This is a genomic window from Corynebacterium tuberculostearicum (assembly GCF_016894265.1).
Taxonomy (GTDB): Bacteria; Actinomycetota; Actinomycetes; order Mycobacteriales; family Mycobacteriaceae; genus Corynebacterium; species Corynebacterium tuberculostearicum_D.
In genome coordinates this window covers 1,654,726-1,674,564 of the sequence record NZ_CP069791.1, presented here as the reverse complement: position 1 = coordinate 1,674,564, position 19,839 = coordinate 1,654,726, and the positions used below count along the sequence as shown (strand labels likewise).

Annotated in this window: 17 protein-coding genes; 10 read left to right on the top strand and 7 right to left on the bottom strand. The window is 58.9% G+C overall.

Going from position 1 to position 19,839, the window contains the following annotated elements:
• Positions 1-21: 21 nt before the first annotated feature.
• From sufD to I6J28_RS08000, 3 genes are read right to left on the bottom strand one after another with little or no spacing between them, the layout of a single operon-like run.
• A complete protein-coding gene (gene sufD / locus I6J28_RS08010; RefSeq protein WP_005328395.1) occupies positions 22-1,176 on the bottom strand; it encodes a Fe-S cluster assembly protein SufD in 1,155 nt (384 codons plus the stop codon).
• A 5-nt stretch (positions 1,177-1,181) separates the two neighbouring features.
• On the bottom strand, positions 1,182-2,621 hold the full coding sequence (gene sufB, locus I6J28_RS08005; RefSeq protein ID WP_275431205.1) for a Fe-S cluster assembly protein SufB: 1,440 nt from the start codon (positions 2,619-2,621) through the stop codon (positions 1,182-1,184).
• The gene (locus I6J28_RS08000) at positions 2,618-3,355 is read right to left on the bottom strand and encodes a helix-turn-helix transcriptional regulator (protein ID WP_204608998.1); all 738 of its coding nucleotides are present in this window, start codon (positions 3,353-3,355) and stop codon (positions 2,618-2,620) included. The genes sufB and I6J28_RS08000 overlap by 4 nt, the downstream gene beginning before the upstream one ends.
• A 269-nt stretch (positions 3,356-3,624) precedes the next feature.
• Between I6J28_RS08000 and mptB the strand changes: the two genes are divergently transcribed.
• The 5 genes from mptB to I6J28_RS07975 all read left to right on the top strand — a co-directional run bounded on the left by mptB (position 3,625) and on the right by I6J28_RS07975 (position 9,247).
• Positions 3,625-5,349: a polyprenol phosphomannose-dependent alpha 1,6 mannosyltransferase MptB gene (gene mptB / locus I6J28_RS07995; RefSeq protein WP_204608996.1), complete on the top strand. Its 1,725-nt coding sequence runs from the start codon at positions 3,625-3,627 to the stop codon at positions 5,347-5,349.
• Positions 5,350-5,355: 6 nt separating this feature from the next.
• The gene (locus I6J28_RS07990; RefSeq protein WP_204608994.1) at positions 5,356-6,285 is read left to right on the top strand and encodes an ABC transporter ATP-binding protein; all 930 of its coding nucleotides are present in this window, start codon (positions 5,356-5,358) and stop codon (positions 6,283-6,285) included.
• Between the two features lie 57 nt (positions 6,286-6,342).
• Entirely contained in the window at positions 6,343-7,107 is a 765-nt protein-coding gene (locus I6J28_RS07985; RefSeq protein ID WP_200435645.1) for an ABC transporter permease, read from the top strand.
• A gap of 69 nt (positions 7,108-7,176) precedes the next feature.
• A complete protein-coding gene (locus I6J28_RS07980) occupies positions 7,177-8,205 on the top strand; it encodes a COX15/CtaA family protein (protein ID WP_204608992.1) in 1,029 nt (342 codons plus the stop codon).
• A 64-nt stretch (positions 8,206-8,269) separates the two neighbouring features.
• Positions 8,270-9,247 (top strand): quinone oxidoreductase family protein, encoded by a 978-nt coding sequence (locus tag I6J28_RS07975; protein WP_204608989.1) that lies wholly within the window; start codon positions 8,270-8,272, stop codon positions 9,245-9,247.
• An 84-nt stretch (positions 9,248-9,331) separates the two neighbouring features.
• Here the strand turns inward: I6J28_RS07975 and I6J28_RS07970 are convergent, their stop codons facing one another.
• Complete coding sequence (locus I6J28_RS07970) at positions 9,332-10,276, bottom strand: heme o synthase (protein ID WP_204608987.1); 945 nt, start codon at positions 10,274-10,276, stop codon at positions 9,332-9,334.
• Positions 10,277-10,625: 349 nt separating this feature from the next.
• Between I6J28_RS07970 and tkt the strand changes: the two genes are divergently transcribed.
• From tkt to pgl, 5 genes are all read left to right on the top strand, one after another.
• Positions 10,626-12,698: a transketolase gene (tkt, locus tag I6J28_RS07965; RefSeq protein WP_204611435.1), complete on the top strand. Its 2,073-nt coding sequence runs from the start codon at positions 10,626-10,628 to the stop codon at positions 12,696-12,698.
• A 27-nt stretch (positions 12,699-12,725) separates the two neighbouring features.
• Complete coding sequence (tal, locus tag I6J28_RS07960) at positions 12,726-13,811, top strand: transaldolase (RefSeq protein ID WP_204608984.1); 1,086 nt, start codon at positions 12,726-12,728, stop codon at positions 13,809-13,811.
• A 99-nt stretch (positions 13,812-13,910) separates the two neighbouring features.
• Positions 13,911-15,443 carry a glucose-6-phosphate dehydrogenase gene (zwf, locus tag I6J28_RS07955; RefSeq protein ID WP_005328410.1) on the top strand — a complete coding sequence of 511 codons (1,533 nt, stop codon included), beginning with the start codon at positions 13,911-13,913 and terminating at the stop codon, positions 15,441-15,443.
• A gap of 14 nt (positions 15,444-15,457) precedes the next feature.
• A complete protein-coding gene (locus I6J28_RS07950) occupies positions 15,458-16,393 on the top strand; it encodes a glucose-6-phosphate dehydrogenase assembly protein OpcA (RefSeq protein ID WP_204608982.1) in 936 nt (311 codons plus the stop codon).
• A gap of 42 nt (positions 16,394-16,435) precedes the next feature.
• Positions 16,436-17,197, top strand: a complete 762-nt coding sequence (gene pgl, locus I6J28_RS07945) for a 6-phosphogluconolactonase (RefSeq protein WP_204608980.1) — start codon at positions 16,436-16,438, stop codon at positions 17,195-17,197.
• Between the two features lie 146 nt (positions 17,198-17,343).
• Here pgl and secG read toward each other — a convergent pair whose 3' ends face one another.
• From secG to I6J28_RS07930, 3 genes are all read right to left on the bottom strand, one after another.
• Positions 17,344-17,577, bottom strand: a complete 234-nt coding sequence (gene secG, locus I6J28_RS07940; RefSeq protein ID WP_005324856.1) for a preprotein translocase subunit SecG — start codon at positions 17,575-17,577, stop codon at positions 17,344-17,346.
• A 184-nt stretch (positions 17,578-17,761) separates the two neighbouring features.
• Entirely contained in the window at positions 17,762-18,544 is a 783-nt protein-coding gene (tpiA, locus tag I6J28_RS07935; protein ID WP_204608978.1) for a triose-phosphate isomerase, read from the bottom strand.
• Positions 18,545-18,583: 39 nt separating this feature from the next.
• The gene (locus I6J28_RS07930; RefSeq protein ID WP_204608976.1) at positions 18,584-19,801 is read right to left on the bottom strand and encodes a phosphoglycerate kinase; all 1,218 of its coding nucleotides are present in this window, start codon (positions 19,799-19,801) and stop codon (positions 18,584-18,586) included.
• Positions 19,802-19,839: the final 38 nt, after the last annotated feature.

The window sequence follows — 19,839 nt, the reverse complement described above, 5'->3', positions numbered from 1 at the left end:
GGTTTTCCTTCTATGAAAGATTTAGGCGGAGATCTTTTCCAGTTCTTCGGAAATGCGGTTTTCCAATTCCTCGGACAGGGACTGCACCGGAATACGGTGGATGACCTCATTGAAGAAGCCACGGATGATGAGGCGGCGGGCTTCAGCCTCTGGAATACCGCGAGACATCAGGTAGAACAACTCGATGTCATCGAAGCGACCAACGGTGGCCGCGTGGCCTGCACCGGTAATTTCACCGGTCTCAATTTCCAAATTAGGGATTGCGTCCGCGCGAGCGCCCTCGGTCAGAATCAGGTTGTTGTTGGTCTCGTAGGTATCGGTGCCCTGTGCATTGGAGCGGATAAGGACATCGCCCACCCAGCAGGTGCGGGCCTCATTGTCCTTGGTGCCCTGCAGTGCGCCCTTGTACAGGACGTGGGAGCGGCAATTAGGGACGGAGTGATCCACCAACATGCGGTTTTCAAAGTACTGGCCTTCATCAGCGAAGTAGACGCCCAGCAACTCTGCGTCGCCGCCCTGCTCGGTGAAGTTCACGCGAGGCACGATGCGTACCACCTCGCCGCCAAAGATAGCGGAGTTGTGGCGCAGCACGGAATCGCGGCCGAGCTGTGCTACGTGGTTAGACAGGTGTACGGCATCGTCTTCCCAATCAACGTCAACAACGACGGTCAGGTGAGCGCCATCGCCCACGATGAACTCGACGTTATCTGCGTGGGTGCCAGAGCCGACGTACTTCAGGATGACGGTGGCTTCCGCGTGGTGGCCTACCTCGATGGAGGTGGCGCCAAAGGAAGTTACGCCCTCGCCCTTGCCGGTGTAGGTAATGACAACGGGCTCTTCCACCTGAGCCTCAGCGTCAATGGTGACAACCTGGCCTTCAGGCATAGAAGTCCACGCCTGTGCCGCAACGCGGTCAGACGGGGTACCAACGCGGCCCAAGCGCTCGTCATCGCGAGCGACGGTCTCGGAGCTTACGCCTGGATGTTCGCTCACGGTGACATCCTGTGCCACTGCCTCAGCGAACTCGCCATTGTGCAGTCCACGGAGCTTGCGCAGGGAGACAAAGCGCCACACCTCATCGCGGCCGTGCGGCACCGGGAAGTCCTCCACGTTGGTGGAGGTAAAGACGTCACCCTTGGTGATCTTATCCGGATTGAATTCGTTCGAAGCGACCATTTTCTTTAGCCGACCGATCCTTCCATTTGCAGTTCGATGAGGCGGTTGAGCTCGAGGGCGTACTCCATCGGCAGCTCCTTAGCAATCGGCTCAACGAAGCCACGCACGATCATCGCCATTGCTTCTTCTTCCGCAATACCGCGGGACATCAGGTAGAACAGCTGTTCCTCAGAAACCTGGGAAACGGTTGCCTCATGGCCCAGCGTGACGTGGTCATTGCGGATGTCGTTATACGGGTATGTATCCGAACGCGAGATATTGTCCACCAGCAACGCATCGCACTCGACGTTAGAGGTGGAATGGTGCGCGTTTTGATTAACCTGCACCAAGCCGCGGTATGCGGCGCGGCCGCCGGCACGGGCAACCGACTTGGACACGATATTGGAAGAGGTGTGCGGAGCCATGTGAGTCATCTTGGCGCCCGTGTCCTGGAACTGGTTCTCACCAGCAAAGGCAACGGAGAGAACCTCACCCTTGGCGTAAGGACCGGTCATCCATACGGCCGGGTACTTCATGGTGACCTTGGAGCCAATGTTGCCGTCGACCCATTCCATGGTGCCGCCTTCTTCTACCTTGGTGCGCTTGGTCACCAAGTTGTAGACGTTGCTGGACCAGTTCTGAATGGTGGTGTAGCGGCAGCGGCCGCCCTTCTTCACGATGATCTCCACTACCGCGGAGTGCAGGGAATCAGACTTGTAGATAGGAGCGGTACAGCCCTCGACGTAGTGAACATAAGCGTCCTCGTCGACGATGATGAGGGTGCGCTCGAACTGGCCCATGTTCTCCGTGTTGATGCGGAAGTAGGCCTGGAGTGGAATGTCTACGTGGACGCCCTTGGGCACGTAGATAAAGGAGCCACCGGACCACACTGCGGAGTTCAGCGCGGAGAACTTGTTGTCACCGGCCGGGATAACGGTGCCGAAGTACTCCTTGAAAAGCTCAGGGTAATCGCGAAGTGCGGTATCAGTATCGACGAAGATGACGCCCTGGCTTTCCAGGTCCTCACGGATCTGGTGGTAGACAACCTCGGACTCGTACTGGGCTGCCACACCGGCAACGAGGCGCTGCTTCTCGGCCTCTGGAATGCCCAACTTATCGTAGGTGGCCTTGATATCGTCAGGAAGTTCGTCCCAGGTCTGGGCCTGCTCCTCAGTGGACTTCACGTAGTACTTAATCTGGTCGAAGTCGATGCCAGACAGATCCGCACCCCAGGTGGGAACGGGCTTCTTATCAAAGATGTTGAGTGCCTTCAGGCGCTGGTTAAGCATCCATTCCGGCTCGCCCTTCTTGGCGGAAATATCGCGTACTACATCTTCGTTCAAGCCGCGGCGAGCAGAAGCACCAGCCGCGTCCGAGTCGTGCCAGCCGTACTCATATGCACCAATGGAATCAATGATTTCATCATCGGTCATCTTGTTCTCGGGTGCCGATTGTGCCTGGGTCATGACTCGCTCCTTTCAGTATTTGTATTAACGGGTGTCAAGGGGATGTTCGTGGTACAGATCCCATGACCGCCGGCGATGGAGGCCAAAGGCTGTACGTGTTTGCCTAATAGAGCAGAAAAGACTTCTTGTTCCGCCTCACACAGCTCCGGATGCTCGGCCGCCACATGGGAGACCGGACAATGGTGCTGACAGATTTGCACTCCCTGACCAGCGCGGTCCACCGTGGCGGCGTAACCGTGCTCGTCCAAGACCTCGGCCAGCTTGCGGGCAACATCCTCTACAGATTCGCCCTCTTCTACGAGGGGACGCACATCTGCAACGAGTCGCTCGAAGCGAACCTTGGCAAAGCGCTTAACAGCCTCAGACCCGCCGACGTCGCGAAGCGCCGTCAAGGCATCAGAGGCCAAATCATCGTAGGCGTGGCCGAATTGCGCTCGGCCACGATCGGTGAGGCGAAAGTGTTTGGCTGGTCGCCCGCGCCCTGAGCCGCTACCCGCTGCACCGCGGGTAACTGGGCGGCGGCGCACAACCTCCGTCAGTTCCTCTTCCACCAAATTGTCTAAGTGCCGGCGGATTCCGGCAGCAGAAAGGCCAAGGCGTTCACCCAAGTGGGAAGCGGTAACGGGCCCGTCCTTCAGCAGCAACAGCATCACTTGCCGGCGGGTATCGCCATCCGTAGTGCGGGATTCCTTAGCCGCCTTATGAGTAGTTTCTACGCGCTGAGGTGTGCTCATGCCGGGACCTCCCTTCGTGCTTCGCTCACTTACAGCCGCCCTGCAGCCGGCTCCCGTAATACCGAGAGTCGCGCCGCAGTCCAACTGCGCCTCCTTTATTAGACAACACTAGTGTTCCTTAATTCATTCCGGAATGCCACCATTGGCCATTCTTCGGCGTGGCACGGGGGTGGCTAACTCCCCTCATCGCCACAACTGGCGGTGCTGAGCGCGTCAAAAAGGCGGGCCTGCTGGGGTTGGTGCGGAGGATTCGCGTAAGGTCTTATCCCATGACAGGCAAACTCCGCGGCTTTCTTTCCGGCGTCAAGGCCGAGCTGCCGCAGCTGGGCACCGCCGGTTCCCGGTCTGCGCGGCTACACGCCGAGGACACCGGAGCCGCAGAACCTGATTCTCGTTTTGATTTTGTCCCCGCCAAAGAAGATGGCCTAAAACGCACCACCACCGCACAATGGCGGACATTTTTTATCCTGCGCTGGGTAGGCACAGTGGGATCCCTGCTTATCGCCTTCGGCGCGTTGGGCGCCGGCGCCCTCCCAGTAGTGGGAAATCCTTATGACAACGTGCCCTTCGGCTCCCTCATGTCCCGCATGCTGCAGACCTCTTCTGCCATAGTCATGGTGGGAGTAGGTCTGTTGGTGGCCGCCTGGGTGTTCCTTGCCCCTTTTGTGGGCACTCCGCTGCGCCAACCCCAGGAAGGTGCCCTCACCCCTGCGCGCGCCCGCCGCCTCGTGACCACACACCAGCTGTGGCGCACGTGGGCCGGTTGGGTCATCCCGCTGATTTTTACCGCCCCGCTCTTCACCCAAGACATCTACTCCTACTTGGCCAACGGTTCCATCGTGATGCAGGGCATGGATCCGTATTCTGCAGGACCGGTGCAATTGCTTGGCGCGGGCGATGAGCTCGCCCGATCCGTACCGTTTATCTGGGCCAACTCCCCTTCTCCCTATGGCCCCGTAGCACTCGGACTTGCTGGAGTGGTGAGCGCAGTTACCTCAAATTCCATCCTCTTGGGAGTTATCGCCCACCGGCTCTTATCCATCGCAGGCATCATCGTTGCTGGGTGGGCAATTAGCTGCCTGGCGCGGCGCTGCCGGGTGTCTCCGGAATCTGCGCTGTGGCTCGGCATTCTCAACCCACTCACTATCTTGCACCTGGTGGGCGGAATCCATAATGAGTCCATCATGCTGGGCCTGCTCTTGGTGGGTATGGAGCTGGGACTAAGGGGCGTCGACAAGCTAGAAAAGTCCACACGCAGTGCCTTCCTAGCGCTCATTGCTTCCGGCTTTTGCCTGTCCTGCGCCGGAATGGTCAAGGTTACCGGCTTTATCGGGCTGGGCTTTGTGGGAATGGCGTACGCCCGCCACCTGATAGACAAGGACGGTGCATCGCGCTGGAAGGCCTTGGCCTACGCCATTGCCCTGCAGCTAGTCATTTTAATTGCAACCATTGCCCAAATTAGCGCCTTAACCGGCATTGGCCTGGGGTGGATCACGGGACAAGGCGGGGCGGCCTCCATTCGCTCGTGGCTTTCTACCTCCACCGCCGTAGGCGTGGGTACCGGCTTTATCGGAATGCTGCTGGGCTTAGGTGACCACACCGAAGCCATTCTCACCGTAACCCGTACCTTTGGCGTGCTGGTGGCAGTAGCTTTCATGGCCCGCATGCTCTTTGCAACGTTGCGCGGCCGCATCCACCCTGTGGGAGGACTCGGCACCGCCTCCTTAGTGCTGGTTATCTTCTTTCCCGTCGTCCATCCGTGGTACATCCTGTGGGCGGTACTGCCTTTGGCCGCATGGGCCAACCGGCTTATATTCCGTTTCTGCGTCGTGGCTTATTCGGCAGCTATGAGCTTCTTTGTACTGCCGCGCGGCCTCGGGTTGCCGCCCAGCACTATCATCGTCATCTACGTGTCGGCAGCCTGCACTTTCGCCGTCATCGCCACCCTGTGGTGGGTTGCAGTGCGGCGCAGCGGAATCCGTGTCCTAAACTAATCCCACGTGAATCCCATTTCAGCCGATCGCCCAGCCCTCACCTTGGACAACGTGGTGAAAAAATATGGCTCCACCACCGCCGTTAATGGTCTGAGCCTTAGCGTTGCCGCAGGTGAGATCTTTTGCCTCCTTGGTCCCAATGGCGCTGGAAAGTCCACGACGATTGAGATGTCAGAGGGTTTTATCCACCCCACCAGCGGCACTATCGACGTTCTGGGGCTAGACCCGAGTTCCGCACCGGACAAGGTGCGCGAAAAGGTCGGCATCATGCTGCAGGGCGGTGGTTCCTACTCCGGCATCCGCGTTCTGGAAATGCTTGAACTCTCCGCGAGCTACAGTGCCCATCCCCTCTCCCCGCATTGGCTACTGGAAACGCTCGGGCTGGAAGGAGTAGCCCGCACCCCCTATCGCAGACTCTCCGGCGGGCAGCAGCAACGCCTTTCCCTAGCCCTAGCAATCATCGGTCGGCCCGAGCTAGTTTTCCTGGATGAGCCCACCGCTGGAATGGATGCACAGTCCCGTCTGGCGGTCTGGGACCTGGTTCGAGCCCTGCGGCGCGATGGCGTCACCATTGTTCTTACCACCCACCTCATGGATGAAGCGGAGTCACTAGCGGACCGAGTGGCCATCATGGATCATGGCCAGCTGGTAGCCCACGGCACCCCCGCAGAACTTACCGCGCAGTCAGACTCGGCAGGCCTTAGCTTCAGCACCGATATCGACGTTGATGTGGAGGCTTTAGCCAAGGTTGGCATTCAAGCGACCAAATCCCGGCCGCTGCATTACCGCTTGACCCAGGCCGGCACACCCGAGACCATCGCTACGCTTACCGCCGAGCTTGCCCGCCAGGGAGTCCTGCTGCGGCGCCTAGACGCGGCTCACCGCAACTTGGAGGAGGTCTTCCTTGACCTTACCGGCCGCCATTTGCGCAGCTAGCTGGGCCCTGCGCCAGGATCGAATTCAATCAACTGCGTTGCGGAAAGAAGCCACCACATGAGCACGACCTTTAACACTGGAACCTTTACCCCGGCCCCCAAACGGGCCAGCGCCGGCGCCATGTTGCTCGCGCAAGGAAAGATGGAAGCAAAACTCATGCTGCGCCACGGCGAGCAGCAATTGCTGAGCGTCATCATTCCGCTGGCCCTGCTCATTGGCGCGGCCCACCTGGAGTCGCTCACCGGACATGGCTTGCACGAGGTATTTCCCATGGTGCTTGCAGTAGCTGCCACCTCCGCAGGCTTTACCGGTCAGGCCATTTCGCTTGCCTTTGACCGGCGCTACGGGGCGCTTAAACGCACCGGCGCGTCCGGTGTGCCGGCTTGGGCCATTATTGGCGGCAAGATCCTCGGCGTACTCACCATGGTGGTATTCCAAATCCTTGTCTTGGGTATAGCGGCCTATATTCTGGGCCTCCGCATCAGCCTGGGCGGGGTGCTGCTCATGATTCTTTCGCTATTTTTTGGCGTTGCGGCTTTTACCGCCATGGGGCTGTTGCTCGGCGGCACTCTCAGTTCTGAGGTAGTGCTCGCGCTGGCCAACCTCATCTGGTTCCTGCTCCTCGGCGTAGTCGGCTGGACCCTCTACTCCCAGGGCCTTGGCGATAATGGCATCCTCAACGCGGTGCCGACCGTCGCCCTAGCAGGCGCGCTTACCGACGCCTCTAATTCCACCTTTCCCGGCCTCGAGCTCCTATCCTTGTTGGCGTGGCTAGCGGTGGCGTCGTTCGCTGCGGTCCGTTGGTTCCGCTTCGATGGCTAAATGTGACTTTTGTCCGGTTCCTTTCGAAACGAGAGGAATTTTTATGCCCAAAAACTCCCGACTAGTAGGATGCAATGCGTGAATTACTGGACGAAGATCAAGCGCTTCTTTAAGGAAGCCGCCCCTACACTGCAACAGCAGCGCCTCATCGCGCTCATCCTCCTCTTGTGCCAGGGTGGCATCACCGTGTCTGGTTCCATTGTCCGCGTGACCGGCTCGGGATTGGGCTGTCCCACCTGGCCGGAATGCCAACCAGGCTCCCTTGTCCCTATGGAAGGCGCTGCGCCTGCTCTCCACCAGGCCATCGAGTTTGGTAACCGCCTGCTTACTTTCGTCGTATCCGCAGCGGCAGTCGCCGCTGTCATTGCTATGCGTATGGCGCGTCGCCGCGCAGAGCTCAAGGTGTACGCATGGCTCAACGTCGCCGGCATCGTCCTGCAGGCGGTCATTGGCGGCATTTCTGTCCATCTGGACCTTCGCTGGTGGTCCGTGGCTCTGCACTTCCTGCCTTCCATGCTCTTGGTATGGCTGGCGGCAATGCTTTATTCCCGTATTCTGGAACCCGATGACGGGACGCCGCGCGCTCGCTTCCCTCAAGCGATTCGCCTCCTTGCAGCGGTCGCTACCGTTGCCCTGAGCATTGTGCTCATCACTGGCACGATGGTTACCGGTTCGGGCGTTCACTCTGGCGATTCCGGGGTGGGAATGGAAGGCCGCCTGCAGGTAGATACCGAAGCCATGGCCGTCACCCACGCCATGTGCATGTACGTCTACCTGACGCTTACGGTTATTACCGTCTTCCTGCTTTACAAGAACCGCGCACCTCAAGACGCTAAGAAGGCTGGCTGGGTCCTCGTTGTATGCATCCTCATTCAGTGGGCAGTAGGCGTTTACCAGTTCTACATGAGCATTCCGCGCTGGACTGTCCCCTTCCATATTGGCCTCTCCTCCTTCGTCACCGCGTATACCGCCCTGCTATGGGCACACGGTGTACGCCGCACCGACGGCACCGCGGATCTCATCACCGGCTCTCCCAGCGGCGATGAGAAGTACGCGGCGCGCCAAACCTCTCTTGAACAAGAGCAAGCGACTGCTTAACCCATAACGCTCACGGCCGGCCGAGGTACTGCACTCGGTCGGCTTTTTGCGCTAGCCTGGCTATATGCACGCAATTCAGGTCACAGAAACCGGCGGACCAGAAGTACTTCGCTATACCGAAGTTCCCGCCCCCACCCCTAATGACAACGAAGTTTTGGTGGATGTCATCATGGCTGGCGTCAACTACATCGATACCTATTATCGTGAGGGCATCTATAACGCGGCCACCCCGTTCATTCCCGGATTCGAAGGCACCGGGCGCGTTGTCCACGACCCCAAGGGGGAAATTGCCGAGGGCACAATGGTGGCCTGGAACCAGGCTTTTGGCTCCTACGCCGAACAGGTCTGCGTCCCACGCGAGGGACTAGTGGCGGTCCCAGATGATTTCCAACCAGAAGTCGCTGCTTCCATGTTGCTGCAAGGCATTACCGCACACTACTTGGCGCATGGCGTATATCAACTGGGTGAAGGCGCTTCCTGCCTGATTACCGCCGGCGCCGGCGGTGTCGGCCAGATCCTCACCCAAATGGCATCGTCGCTCGGCGCTACCGTCTATACGGTGGTCTCCACGGACGAAAAGGAAGAACTCTCCTACGCAGCCGGTGCGGATAAGGTATTTCGCTATGGCGATGGACTCGCCGAGCAGGTCCGTCGCTACAACGGTGATAGGGGTGTTGACGTGGTTTACGACGGCGTCGGCAAGGCTACCTTCCACGAGTCACTCGAAGCAGTACGCCCCCGTGGCACCGTCGCGCTCTTCGGCGCCGCCTCTGGCCCAGTTGAGCCTATCGACCCGCAGCTGCTAAACAAGCATGGGTCTATCTTCCTCACTCGGCCTTCCATCGGCGCATGGACAGCCCAAGAAGGCGAGTTCCAAATGCGTGCCCAGGCGGTCGTCCAAGCTGTTATCGACGGCGATCTGAGCTTCAACGTCACGGCATCTTATCCACTGGAAGATGCCGCTGCGGCGCACCGCGACCTCCAGGAGCGCAAGACTACCGGTTCCATCGTGCTGCGCGTCCAAGCTGGCGATAAAGCCTAAACCCACCCACAAACGCCGAAAGCGCGGGAAAAGCAGCTGTGCTTTTCCCGCGCTTTCGCTCTATCCTTGGGTATCTGGGCGCAGTTAGAATAACGTGGCCGACCAGCCGAGCATCCTACCTAATGGCTCCCAACCCAATACTGCATCGATGGACAACCCGATAAAGAGCACCGACAGATAGTTATTGGAGTAAATGAACAGGCGCATCGGCTTAACCTTGGCGCCGTTCTTGACTCCCTTGTGCAGGCGTATAGCCATCCACAGGAATACCGCGCCGGAGGCAAGAGCTGCGACCAAGTAAATCCACGATGCAGCGGGGACGATAAGTAGGGTCACGATAACCGTGCCCACGGTATACCACACGATCTGTCGAGTGACTTCCTTCTCATCAGCCACTACGGGCAGCATCGGCACGCCGGCCTTGCGGTAGTCTTCCTTGTACTTCATGGCCAGCGCCCACGTGTGTGGCGGAGTCCAGAAGAAGATGATGAGGAAGAGCACGATTGCCTGCCACCAGCGGTCAGGCTCTCCAGCAGGAGCGTTATCCCGGATAACCGCCCAGCCGACCATCGCCGGCATGCAGCCGGCCAAGCCGCCCCAGACTATATTTTGGGCATTGCGCATCTTCAAAAACTTGGTGTAGACGAAGACGTAGAAGAAATTCGTCAAAACCACGAAGAAGGCCGCCAACCAGGAATGAGCAAGTACGCCCAACCATAGGACGGAGATGATGAGCATTACCCAGGCGAAAATTGCCGCGTTTCGCTTAGTAATCTTGGCCCTTACCAGCGGGCGGGCCCTCGTGCGCTGCATTTTTTGATCCAGCTCGTAGTCCACGACGTTATTAAACGTGTGGGCAGCGGCAGCGCCCATCCAACCGCCGAAAATGGTCGACACGATAAGCCAGATATTGTCTGAAACGGCCTCCACACCGCGTTGCGCTTGGAGCATCGCCGGGATTGCGGCCACGAGGAGGAGCTCAATGATCCTCGGTTTCGTTAGCGCAAAATAGGCCTTGATGGTCTCCAAGGGATTCCTCCACTATCTGAACGTTGGTGAACTGTGCCCCGCGCACTAACTGCGCGCGGTCACCCCTAGCGGTCGCACATGCCCGTGAAAAAGTTCCAGTTCTCTCACTCACAGTTTTCGGCGCAGGGGGTGAAAGACAACAGGCCTATGGCCGCTAGATTCAGTGCGCGCTCTAGCGCCGACGCGCACTCCACTTAGCCATGCCAGCATACCGTTTATGCCTAGCTTTCTATAATTGCGCACCGCCGGTTAAAAAATTACTAGACTGAATAAAGTTAAGTACTTTTTGCCTAGACGTAAGCGAGGCTTTCCAGTGTCGAAAGATAAGTTGTCCCCAGAACTCCAAACTATGGTCGAGCGCCGTAACCCGGAGGATTGGTCGGAGTTTGACACCCGCGCCGTCGACACCGTGCGAGTACTAGCCGCAGATGCTGTACAAAAATGCGGTTCCGGCCACCCAGGCACGGCAATGTCCCTAGCTCCCCTCGCCTACACCTTGTATCAGCGCGTCATTAACCATGATCCCGCCGATGTGCACTGGGCCGGCCGCGACCGCTTCGTTCTTTCCGTTGGTCACTCTTCCCTCACCCAGTACATCCAGCTCTACCTGGGCGGCTTTGGCTTGGAAATGGACGACCTCAAGCAGCTGCGCACTTGGGGATCGCGCACGCCCGGCCACCCTGAGGTACACCACACCGATGGCGTGGAAATCACCACCGGACCCCTTGGCCAAGGCTTGGCTTCCTCCGTGGGCATGGCCATGGCGGCACGGAAGGAGCGCGGCCTTTTCGATCCTAAGGCGCCGGCCGGCGAGTCTCCCTTCGACCACTACGTCTACACCATCGCTTCCGATGGTGACCTCCAGGAGGGCGTTACCGCTGAGGCTTCTTCCCTGGCGGGTACGCAAAAGCTGGGCAACTTGATTGTCTTCTGGGATGATAATCGCATTTCTATTGAGGACGATACGAATATTGCCTTCAACGAAGACGTAGTAGCCCGCTACGAGGCCTACGGCTGGCACGTCCAAACGGTCGAATCCGGCGAAGACGTCGTAGCCATTGAGGAGGCGGTCAAGGCAGCTCAGGCAGAGACCGAGCGCCCGTCCTTCATCCGCGTGAAGACCGTTATCGGCTACCCGGCCCCGAATAAGATGAACACCGGCGGAGTTCATGGCGCTGCGCTGGGCGATGACGAGGTGGCTGCCACCAAGGAGGTCTTGGGCTTCGATCCCGAGCGCAGCTTCCACATCGACGACGAGGTCATCGCACACACCCGCAAGCTGCGCGAACGCGGCGCAGAGAAGCACTCCGCATGGCAGAAGAAGTTCGACAAGTGGGCTGCGGCTAATCCGGAGAACAAGGCACTCTTTGACCGCATGCACGCGCGCGAACTGCCGCAAGATTTCGACGCTGAATTGCCGGTTTGGGAACCGGGCGAGTCCTTGGCCACCCGCAAGGCTTCTGAGGCCACCATCCAAGCATTGGCCGCTTCCCTTCCTGAGATGTGGGGTGGCTCTGCTGACCTTGCCGGCTCCAATAACACCGTGATTAAGGGCGCGGACTCCTTCGGCCCCGCAGCCATTACCACCGACATGTGGTCGGCTCAGCCGTATGGCCGCAACCTGCACTTCGGCATTCGCGAGCACGCGATGTCTGCGATCATGAACGGTATTGCTCTGCACGGCAATACCCGCGTTTACGGCGGCACCTTCCTTATTTTCTCCGAGTACCAGTACCCCGCTGTCCGCCTGGGCTCGTTGATGTCTACCGATACCTACTATGTCTGGACCCACGACTCCATCGGCCTGGGCGAGGACGGCCCAACCCACCAGCCGGTAGAGACCCTTTCCGCCCTTCGCGCTATCCCGAACCTGTCCGTTATTCGCCCGGCCGATGCCAACGAAACCGCTCAGGCTTGGGCCGCAGCGCTCGAGTACAAGGCCGCACCAAAGGGCCTGGCACTGAGCCGCCAGGGACTGCCGGTACTGGAAGGCACCAAGGAAAAGGCACATGATGGCGTGCGCCGCGGCGCTTATGTTCTGGTGGAAGCATCCAAGGAAACGCCAGACGTAATCCTCCTCGCTACCGGCTCTGAGGTGCAGCTTGCCGTCGCCGCCGCTAAGGAACTGGAGGCCGCCGGAACAGCCACCCGCGTTGTCTCCGCACCGTGCCTCGAGTGGTTTGATGAGCAGGATGACGCATACCGCGAGTCCGTGCTGCCTAGCGAAGTGCAGGCCCGCGTGTCCATCGAAGCCGGCATCGCTATGCCGTGGCACAAATACACCGGTTCCTTCGGCCGGACCATCTCCATCGAGCACTACGGCGCCTCCGCTCCTGCGGGCGAGCTCTTTGAGAACTTTGGCTTCACCACCGCAGCGGTTGTTGAAGCGGCGCAGGAATCGCTCGCCGCCGCGAAGAAGTAAACCTCCAGGACTGGATAAGGAGTAATCATGAACCACATTTCCGAACTTGCCCAGCTGGGAACCTCAACCTGGCTCGATGACCTTTCTCGCGAGCGCCTAGTATCGGGCAATCTCGAGGAGATAATTTCCACGAAGTCCATCGTGGGAGTTACCACCAACCCGGCTATTTTCGCCGCAGCGATGACCAACGGCACCGCCTACGACGCCGAGCTTTCCACGTTGAAGGAAGCCAAGGCTTCCGCGGATGAGGCGGTGTACGCATTGGCTATTGAGGACGTCAAGAATGCCTGCGACCTCTTTGCAGATATCTACTCCTCTACCAACGGCGCAGATGGCCGCGTGTCCATCGAGGTCGACCCGCGCATTTCTGATGACGCTAACGCCACCCTTGAACAGGCGCGTGAGCTCTGGTCCAAGGTTGATCGTCCCAATGTCATGATCAAGATTCCGGCCACCACCGCATCCCTCCCAGCCATCGAAGATGCCCTAGCAGAGGGAATCAGCGTCAACGTCACTCTTATTTTCTCCGTGGATCGCTACCGCGATGTCACTGAGGCTTTCCGTACTGGCCTCAAGCGTGCCGCCGAAGCAGGCAAGGACGTCTCTACCATTCACTCCGTGGCTTCCTTCTTTGTTTCCCGTTTGGATACCGAAGTAGATAAGCGCTTGGAAGCCATTGGCAGCGAGATTGCTCTGGCACTGCGGGGCAAGGCGGGCGTCGCCAATGCGCAGCGCGCCTATGCCCTCTTCCAGGACGCCTTGCTTGACGACGCCGACTTGCCCGAAGGCGCCCACCTCCAGCGTCCACTGTGGGCTTCTACCGGCGTAAAGAATCCGGAGTACCCAGCCACCTTGTACGTATCGGAGCTGGCTGGCCCGCACACGGTAAACACCATGCCGGAAAAGACCATCGATGCGGTTCTCTCTGAGGGCAACCTTCACGGCGATGCCCTGTCTGATAGCCGCGAGGCTGCAGAAGGCGTCTTTGCCCAGCTAGAAGAGGTCGGCATTGATTTCGATGATGTCTTTGCAGTGCTGGAGCGCGAGGGCGTAGATAAGTTTGTCGCCGCGTGGGAGGAACTGCTTGCTTCCATTGAGGAGCGACTCGCGTAAACTAGCCGTGTGACTTGTGCCCCGCCGAGAATTCGGCGGGGCATTCTGCCGCTAGAATATTAGCGAGCTTAAAGCCCATAGACTCAGGAAGGATTCTTCGTGACCGACTCAGCCGCTTGGGTCAACCCCTTGCGCAATGCCAGCGACAAGCGATTGCCGCGAATCGCAGGACCCGCGGGCATGGTCATCTTCGGCGTTACCGGTGACCTAGCATATAAAAAGCTACTGCCCGCAATCTACGACCTAGCAAGCCGTGGTCTCCTCCCCGCTGGCTTTACCCTTGTGGGTTATGGTCGCCGTGACTGGGACAAGGTCGCATTCTGTGACTACGTTCGCTCAGCCGTCATCGCTGGCTCACGTACCGAGTTCAATGAAGATGTCTGGCAGCATCTATCTCAGGGCATCGAATTTGTACAAGGCTCTTTCGACGATGCTGGATTCGATCGCCTCTCGGCGCGTTTGGGCGAGCTAGATCGCGAGCGCGGTACCGGCAGCAACTGGGCATACTACCTTTCGGTTCCACCGGAATTCTTCTCCAATATCTGCCACCAGCTGGAGCGGGTGGGTATGGCCAACTCCGTCGAGGACTCGTGGCGCCGAGTAATCATTGAGAAGCCTTTCGGCCACGATCAAGAGTCTGCCCGCAAGCTCAATGAGATTGTCAACGCCGTCTTCCCTGAGTCCGCGGTGTTCCGCATTGACCATTATTTGGGCAAGGAGACGGTGCAAAACATCATGGCTTTGCGCTTTGCCAATCAAATTTTTGAGCCCATGTGGAACGCTCACTACATCGATCACGTCCAAATCACCATGGCCGAAGATATTGGCTTGGGCGGCCGTGCCGGATACTATGACGGCATCGGTGCGGCTCGAGACGTCATCCAGAACCACCTGCTGCAGCTTTTGGCTCTAGTTGCAATGGAAGAACCCTCCTCCTTCGAGCCCGAGGCCCTGCAGGCAGAAAAGGTCAAGGTGCTGCGCGCTACCCACGCTGTGCACCCACTCAATAAGACGACTGCTCGCGGCCAGTACTCCGCCGGCTGGCAAGGCTCCGAGTTTGTCAAGGGCCTGCGCGAAGAAGAAGGCTTCGATCCGGAGTCCACGACGGAGACCTATGCAGCCTGCACCTTGGAAGTGAACTCCCGCCGCTGGGGAGGAGTGCCTTTCTACCTGCGCACGGGCAAGCGCTTGGGCCGCCGCGTGACCGAGATTGCGCTGGTATTCAAGGCAGCGCCAAATCAACCATTCGTCGACGGCCAGACCGATGCGCTGGGCCGAAACGCCGTCGTCATCCGCGTACAGCCGGATGAAGGTGTCACCATGCGCTTTGGTTCCAAGGTGCCCGGCTCCACCATGGAGGTCCGCGACGTCAATATGGACTTTGCTTATGCTGAGGCCTTTACCGAGGAATCTCCGGAAGCATACGAGCGACTGATTTTGGATGCCCTCCTCGATGAGTCCTCGCTCTTCCCCACTAACGAAGAGGTGGAACTTTCCTGGTCGATTTTGGATCCCATCATCGATTACTGGGCCGAAGCAGGCCAGCCGGAGGAATACCGTGCTGGCACGTGGGGCCCGGAATCCGCCGATAGAATGTTGCGCCGCCGGGGCCACTCCTGGCGCCGCCCATAGGAGGGACGCAGACAATGATTATTCCATTGCCCAACACCACTACGCGTGAAATCTCCAAAAAGCTAGTAGAGGCCCAGGAGCATTACACCCTTACTACCGGCCGAGTACTCACCCTAATCGTGGCTGCCCGCGAGGACGATGATCTGGAAAACATTCTGGCCTCCGTGCGCGATGCCTCCCACGAGCACCCGTCGCGCGTTCTGGTCGTCGTGACGGGCGACCCGCAGGCAGATACCCACCTTGACGCGCAGCTGCGCGTGGGTGGTGAAGCGGGTGCTTCTGAGATGGTTATCATGAAGTTGCACGGCGCTTTGGCAAACCAGGACGAGGCAGTCGTTACTCCACTGCTGCTTCCCGATACCCCCTTGGTCGCCTGGTGGCCTACTCTGTGCCCGCCCGATCCAGCTGCCAGCTCTGTGGGCAAACTGGCTCAACGCCGCATCACCAACGTTGCCCATGACGGACGCGTCACTGGCGAAGATCTGCGCACCTTATCCGCCGGTTACACGCCGGGCGATTCCGATATGTCCTGGGCCGCCATCACTTTGTGGCGCGGCGTCGTGGCCTCCGCATTGGACCGCCATCCTCACGAGCCGGTGCAGTCCGTCGAGGTAGCGGGCCCTGCGGGCCACCCAGCTCCAGACTTCGCGGCCGGATGGCTCCTCGATCGTCTGGCAGTCCCCGTCCACCGCACAGTGACCGACTCTCAGGAGCCGCACTTCCCAGTGACCCACTTGCGGTTTAACCGGGAAACGAGCCACGTCGACGTAGATGTCGTCGACGAGCGCACGGTGCGTGTGTGCGTTCCAGGTTCCCCGGATTCCCTGGTGAGCCTTAGCAAGCGCTCCCAAGCTGAGGTTCTCTCTGAAGAATTGCGCCATCTGGATGCCGATAAGACTTATGCGCAAGCGCTCCGTGCGCTAGCCCAAGTAGACTACAGTAAGCAGTAAAACGGCTTAACTCTGATTCTTTGCAAAGGATAGCGATACCTCATGGTAACTCTTCACCGCGTAAGCGATGTGGATGACCTTATCTCCCAGGCCGCGCTGAAATTCGTGGATACCGTAGCGCGTATCCAAGCCGCCGGTGGCGGGCTCCACCACGATGGGGTCGCGCGAGTTGTCCTAACCGGCGGCGGCGCTGGAATTGGCGTTCTTCACGAGCTGGCCCGTTTGGATTTCGCGGCACAGCAGCAAGGCGAGGACTTTCCAGCCCAGCGCATCGATTGGTCGCGCGTTCACGTCTTTTTCGGCGACGAGCGTAATGTGCCCGTCTCTGACGCAGATTCTAATGAGGGTCAAGCACGCAGTGCCCTGCTCAACCACGTAGATATTCCGGACCAGAATATCCACGGTTTTGATCTGGGTGCGGTGTCCATGGAAGCCGCAGCGAGTGCGTATGAGCCAGAGCTAAAGGAATTCGCCCCGAACGGATTCGACCTGCATCTGCTGGGAATGGGCGAAGAGGGCCATATCAATTCCTTGTTCCCCCATTCTGAGGCGGTTCGAGAACAAGAAGAGCTAGCTGTTCCCGTTCACGACTCCCCCAAGCCGCCGAGCGAGCGCATCACCCTTACTCTTCCCGCGGTAAACAAGTCTGCTCGTATTTGGCTCCTCGTTGCCGGCGAGGCCAAGGCGGAAGCTGCCAAGCACGTCGTTGAAGGCGCTGAGCCCGAAGAATGGCCGGCTGCAGGCGCGCACGGCAAGGAAGAAACCATCCTCTTCCTTGCCGATGACGCCGCATCCGAGCTCTAGGTACGGCCGCCTAGCGCGCAGCCGAGCTGAACTTGTGGCTCGGTGCCACGCAAAAAGCGCCGGTACCGCTTCCCCACCGCCAGTTCCCACAGGGAACCAAGAGGTTGGAAGCCGATACCGGCGCTTTCGCTATTCCAGCTGGTAGCTTAAGCGAATGCCTGGATGAGGTTGAGGCCTACGATGCACGCAAGCCAGATAATTACCATTACCACGGTGTAACGGTCCAGGTTCTTTTCCACGACGGTCGAGCCGGACAGGTTCGACTGCACGCCACCGCCGAAGAGGCTGGACAGGCCACCACCTTTGCCCTTGTGCAGCAGCACGAAGATGGACATCAAAATAGCTGCGATGACCAAGATGATTTCCAGTGCCAAGACCATGAGGATAATCCTTATTTCTAACGTGCGCCCTGCGGGTAACTCTCGCCACCCGCTAGCGCGGAGTCGTACTTTTAGGCTTCGCGTACAGCAAAGCAATCACACCAGCCCACTGTACACGATGGCGCGGGCAGGAACCATTCCAACCCGCGCCTTAGCGCGAACCTGTGATAGGTGATAACTCCTGTTAGCTCAGGGCATTAGCTGCGTTGGCAGCCAACTTGGCAAACTCCTCGCCGACCAAGGAAGCGCCACCAATGAGGCCGCCGTCGACGTCAGGCTTGCTGACAATCTCTGCAACGGAATCAACCTTGACGGAACCACCGTAGAGAATGCGGATACCTGCAGCAACCTCCTCGCCTGCGAGCTCCTTTACGAGCTCACGGATAGCGGCGCAGACTTCCTGGGCATCGTCTGCGGAGGCAACCTTGCCGGTGCCAATCGCCCAAACTGGCTCGTAGGCGATAACAGTCTTGGCAAGCTGGTCTGCGCTCAGGCCAGCCAAAGAATTGCGGGTCTGGTTAACCACGTAGTCCACGTGGGTACCGGCCTCGCGTACAGCCAGCGGCTCGCCCACGCACACGATGGGGCTGATGCCATTGTCCAATGCTGCGGCTGCCTTTTCTGCAACAAGCTTATCGGTCTCGCCGTGGTACTGACGGCGCTCCGAGTGGCCCACGACCACCCAGCTGCAGCCGAGTTTGGCCAGCATCTTGCCAGATACTTCACCAGTGAATGCGCCGGACTCGTGCTTAGAGATGTCCTGCGCACCGTAGGTGACCTGTAGCTTGTCGCCTTCTACCAACGTTTGGACAGTGCGGATATCAGTAAACGGGACCATGTAGGCCACGTCGACCTTTTCGTAGTAGTCCTTTGGCAGGGAGAAGGCGAACTTCTGAACGGAGCCGATGGCCTCGACGTGGTCGAGGTTCATTTTCCAGTTACCTGCAATAAGTGGGGTGCGTGCCATGAATTTTTCCTCTCTTTCTGGCAAGTTGATCAGGCAGTTTTAGGCTTCCAGGACAGATACGCCCGGAAGCTCCTTGCCCTCAAGGTACTCGAGGGAGGCGCCGCCACCGGTGGAGATGTGGCTGAAGCCGTCCTCGTCCAAGCCCAGCATGCGCACGGAGGCAGCGGAGTCGCCGCCACCGACGACGGAGAAGGAACCGTTGTTTGCGGTGGCGTCGATAATAGCCTGCGCTACACCAGCGGTGCCCTTGGAGAAGGCCTCCATTTCGAATACGCCCATCGGGCCATTCCAGAAGACGGTCTTAGAGGAAGCAAGAAACTCCGCGAACTTTTCCACGGACTTTGGCCCAATATCCAGGGACATCCAGCTCTCAGGGATGCTATCGAGCTCGACCACCTGGGTCTCTGCATCCGCCGCGAACTTGCTTGCAGCAATCAGATCAACCGGAAGCACCAGCTTGTCACCAAAGCGCTCGAGCAGATCCTTGCAGTTTTCGATCTGATCTTCCTGCAGGAGGGACTCTTGCACGTTGTAGCCCTTGGCAGCCAGCAGGGTGTAGCACATGCCGCCACCAATGATGACCTTGTCTGCCTTGCCGGCCAGTGCTTCAATCACGCCGAGCTTGTCCGAAACCTTGGCGCCGCCGAGGACAACCACGTACGGGTGCTCCGGCTCCTTAGCTACGGTGGACAGAACCGACAGTTCCTTTTCTACGAGCTTGCCTGCGTAAGCCGGCAGGCGCTTAGCGACGTCATACACCGATGCCTGCGCACGGTGGACAACGCCAAAGCCATCGGAGACGAAAGCGCCATTATCGGCCGCCAGAGCAACGAGCTCGTCAGCGAACTGGCCGCGCTCAGCCTCGTCCTTGGAGGTCTCACGGGGGTCGAAGCGGACGTTTTCTACCAACATCACGTCGCCATCGTTGAGGCCGTTGGCACGCTCATGAGCGTCTTCTCCGGTGACGTCGCCGGCTAGGGCAACGTACTGGTCAAGCGCTTCAGACAGCGCTTCAGCTACTGGAGCCAAAGAGAACTTAGGGTTTACCTCACCCTTTGGACGACCCAGGTGTGCGGAAAGGATAACCTTTGCGCCGCCCTCAACCAGTGCCTTGATGGTCGGAAGAGAAGCGTTGATACGTCCGGGATCGGTAATGTTTCCCTCTTCATCGAGTGGAACATTGAAGTCAGAGCGGACGAGAACGTGGCGGGATTCGACGCCCTCCTTGAGAAGATCGTCAAGTGTCTGGAAAGCCATTATTTACTCCTTAATTAATTCGGACGGGTTAAAAGGCT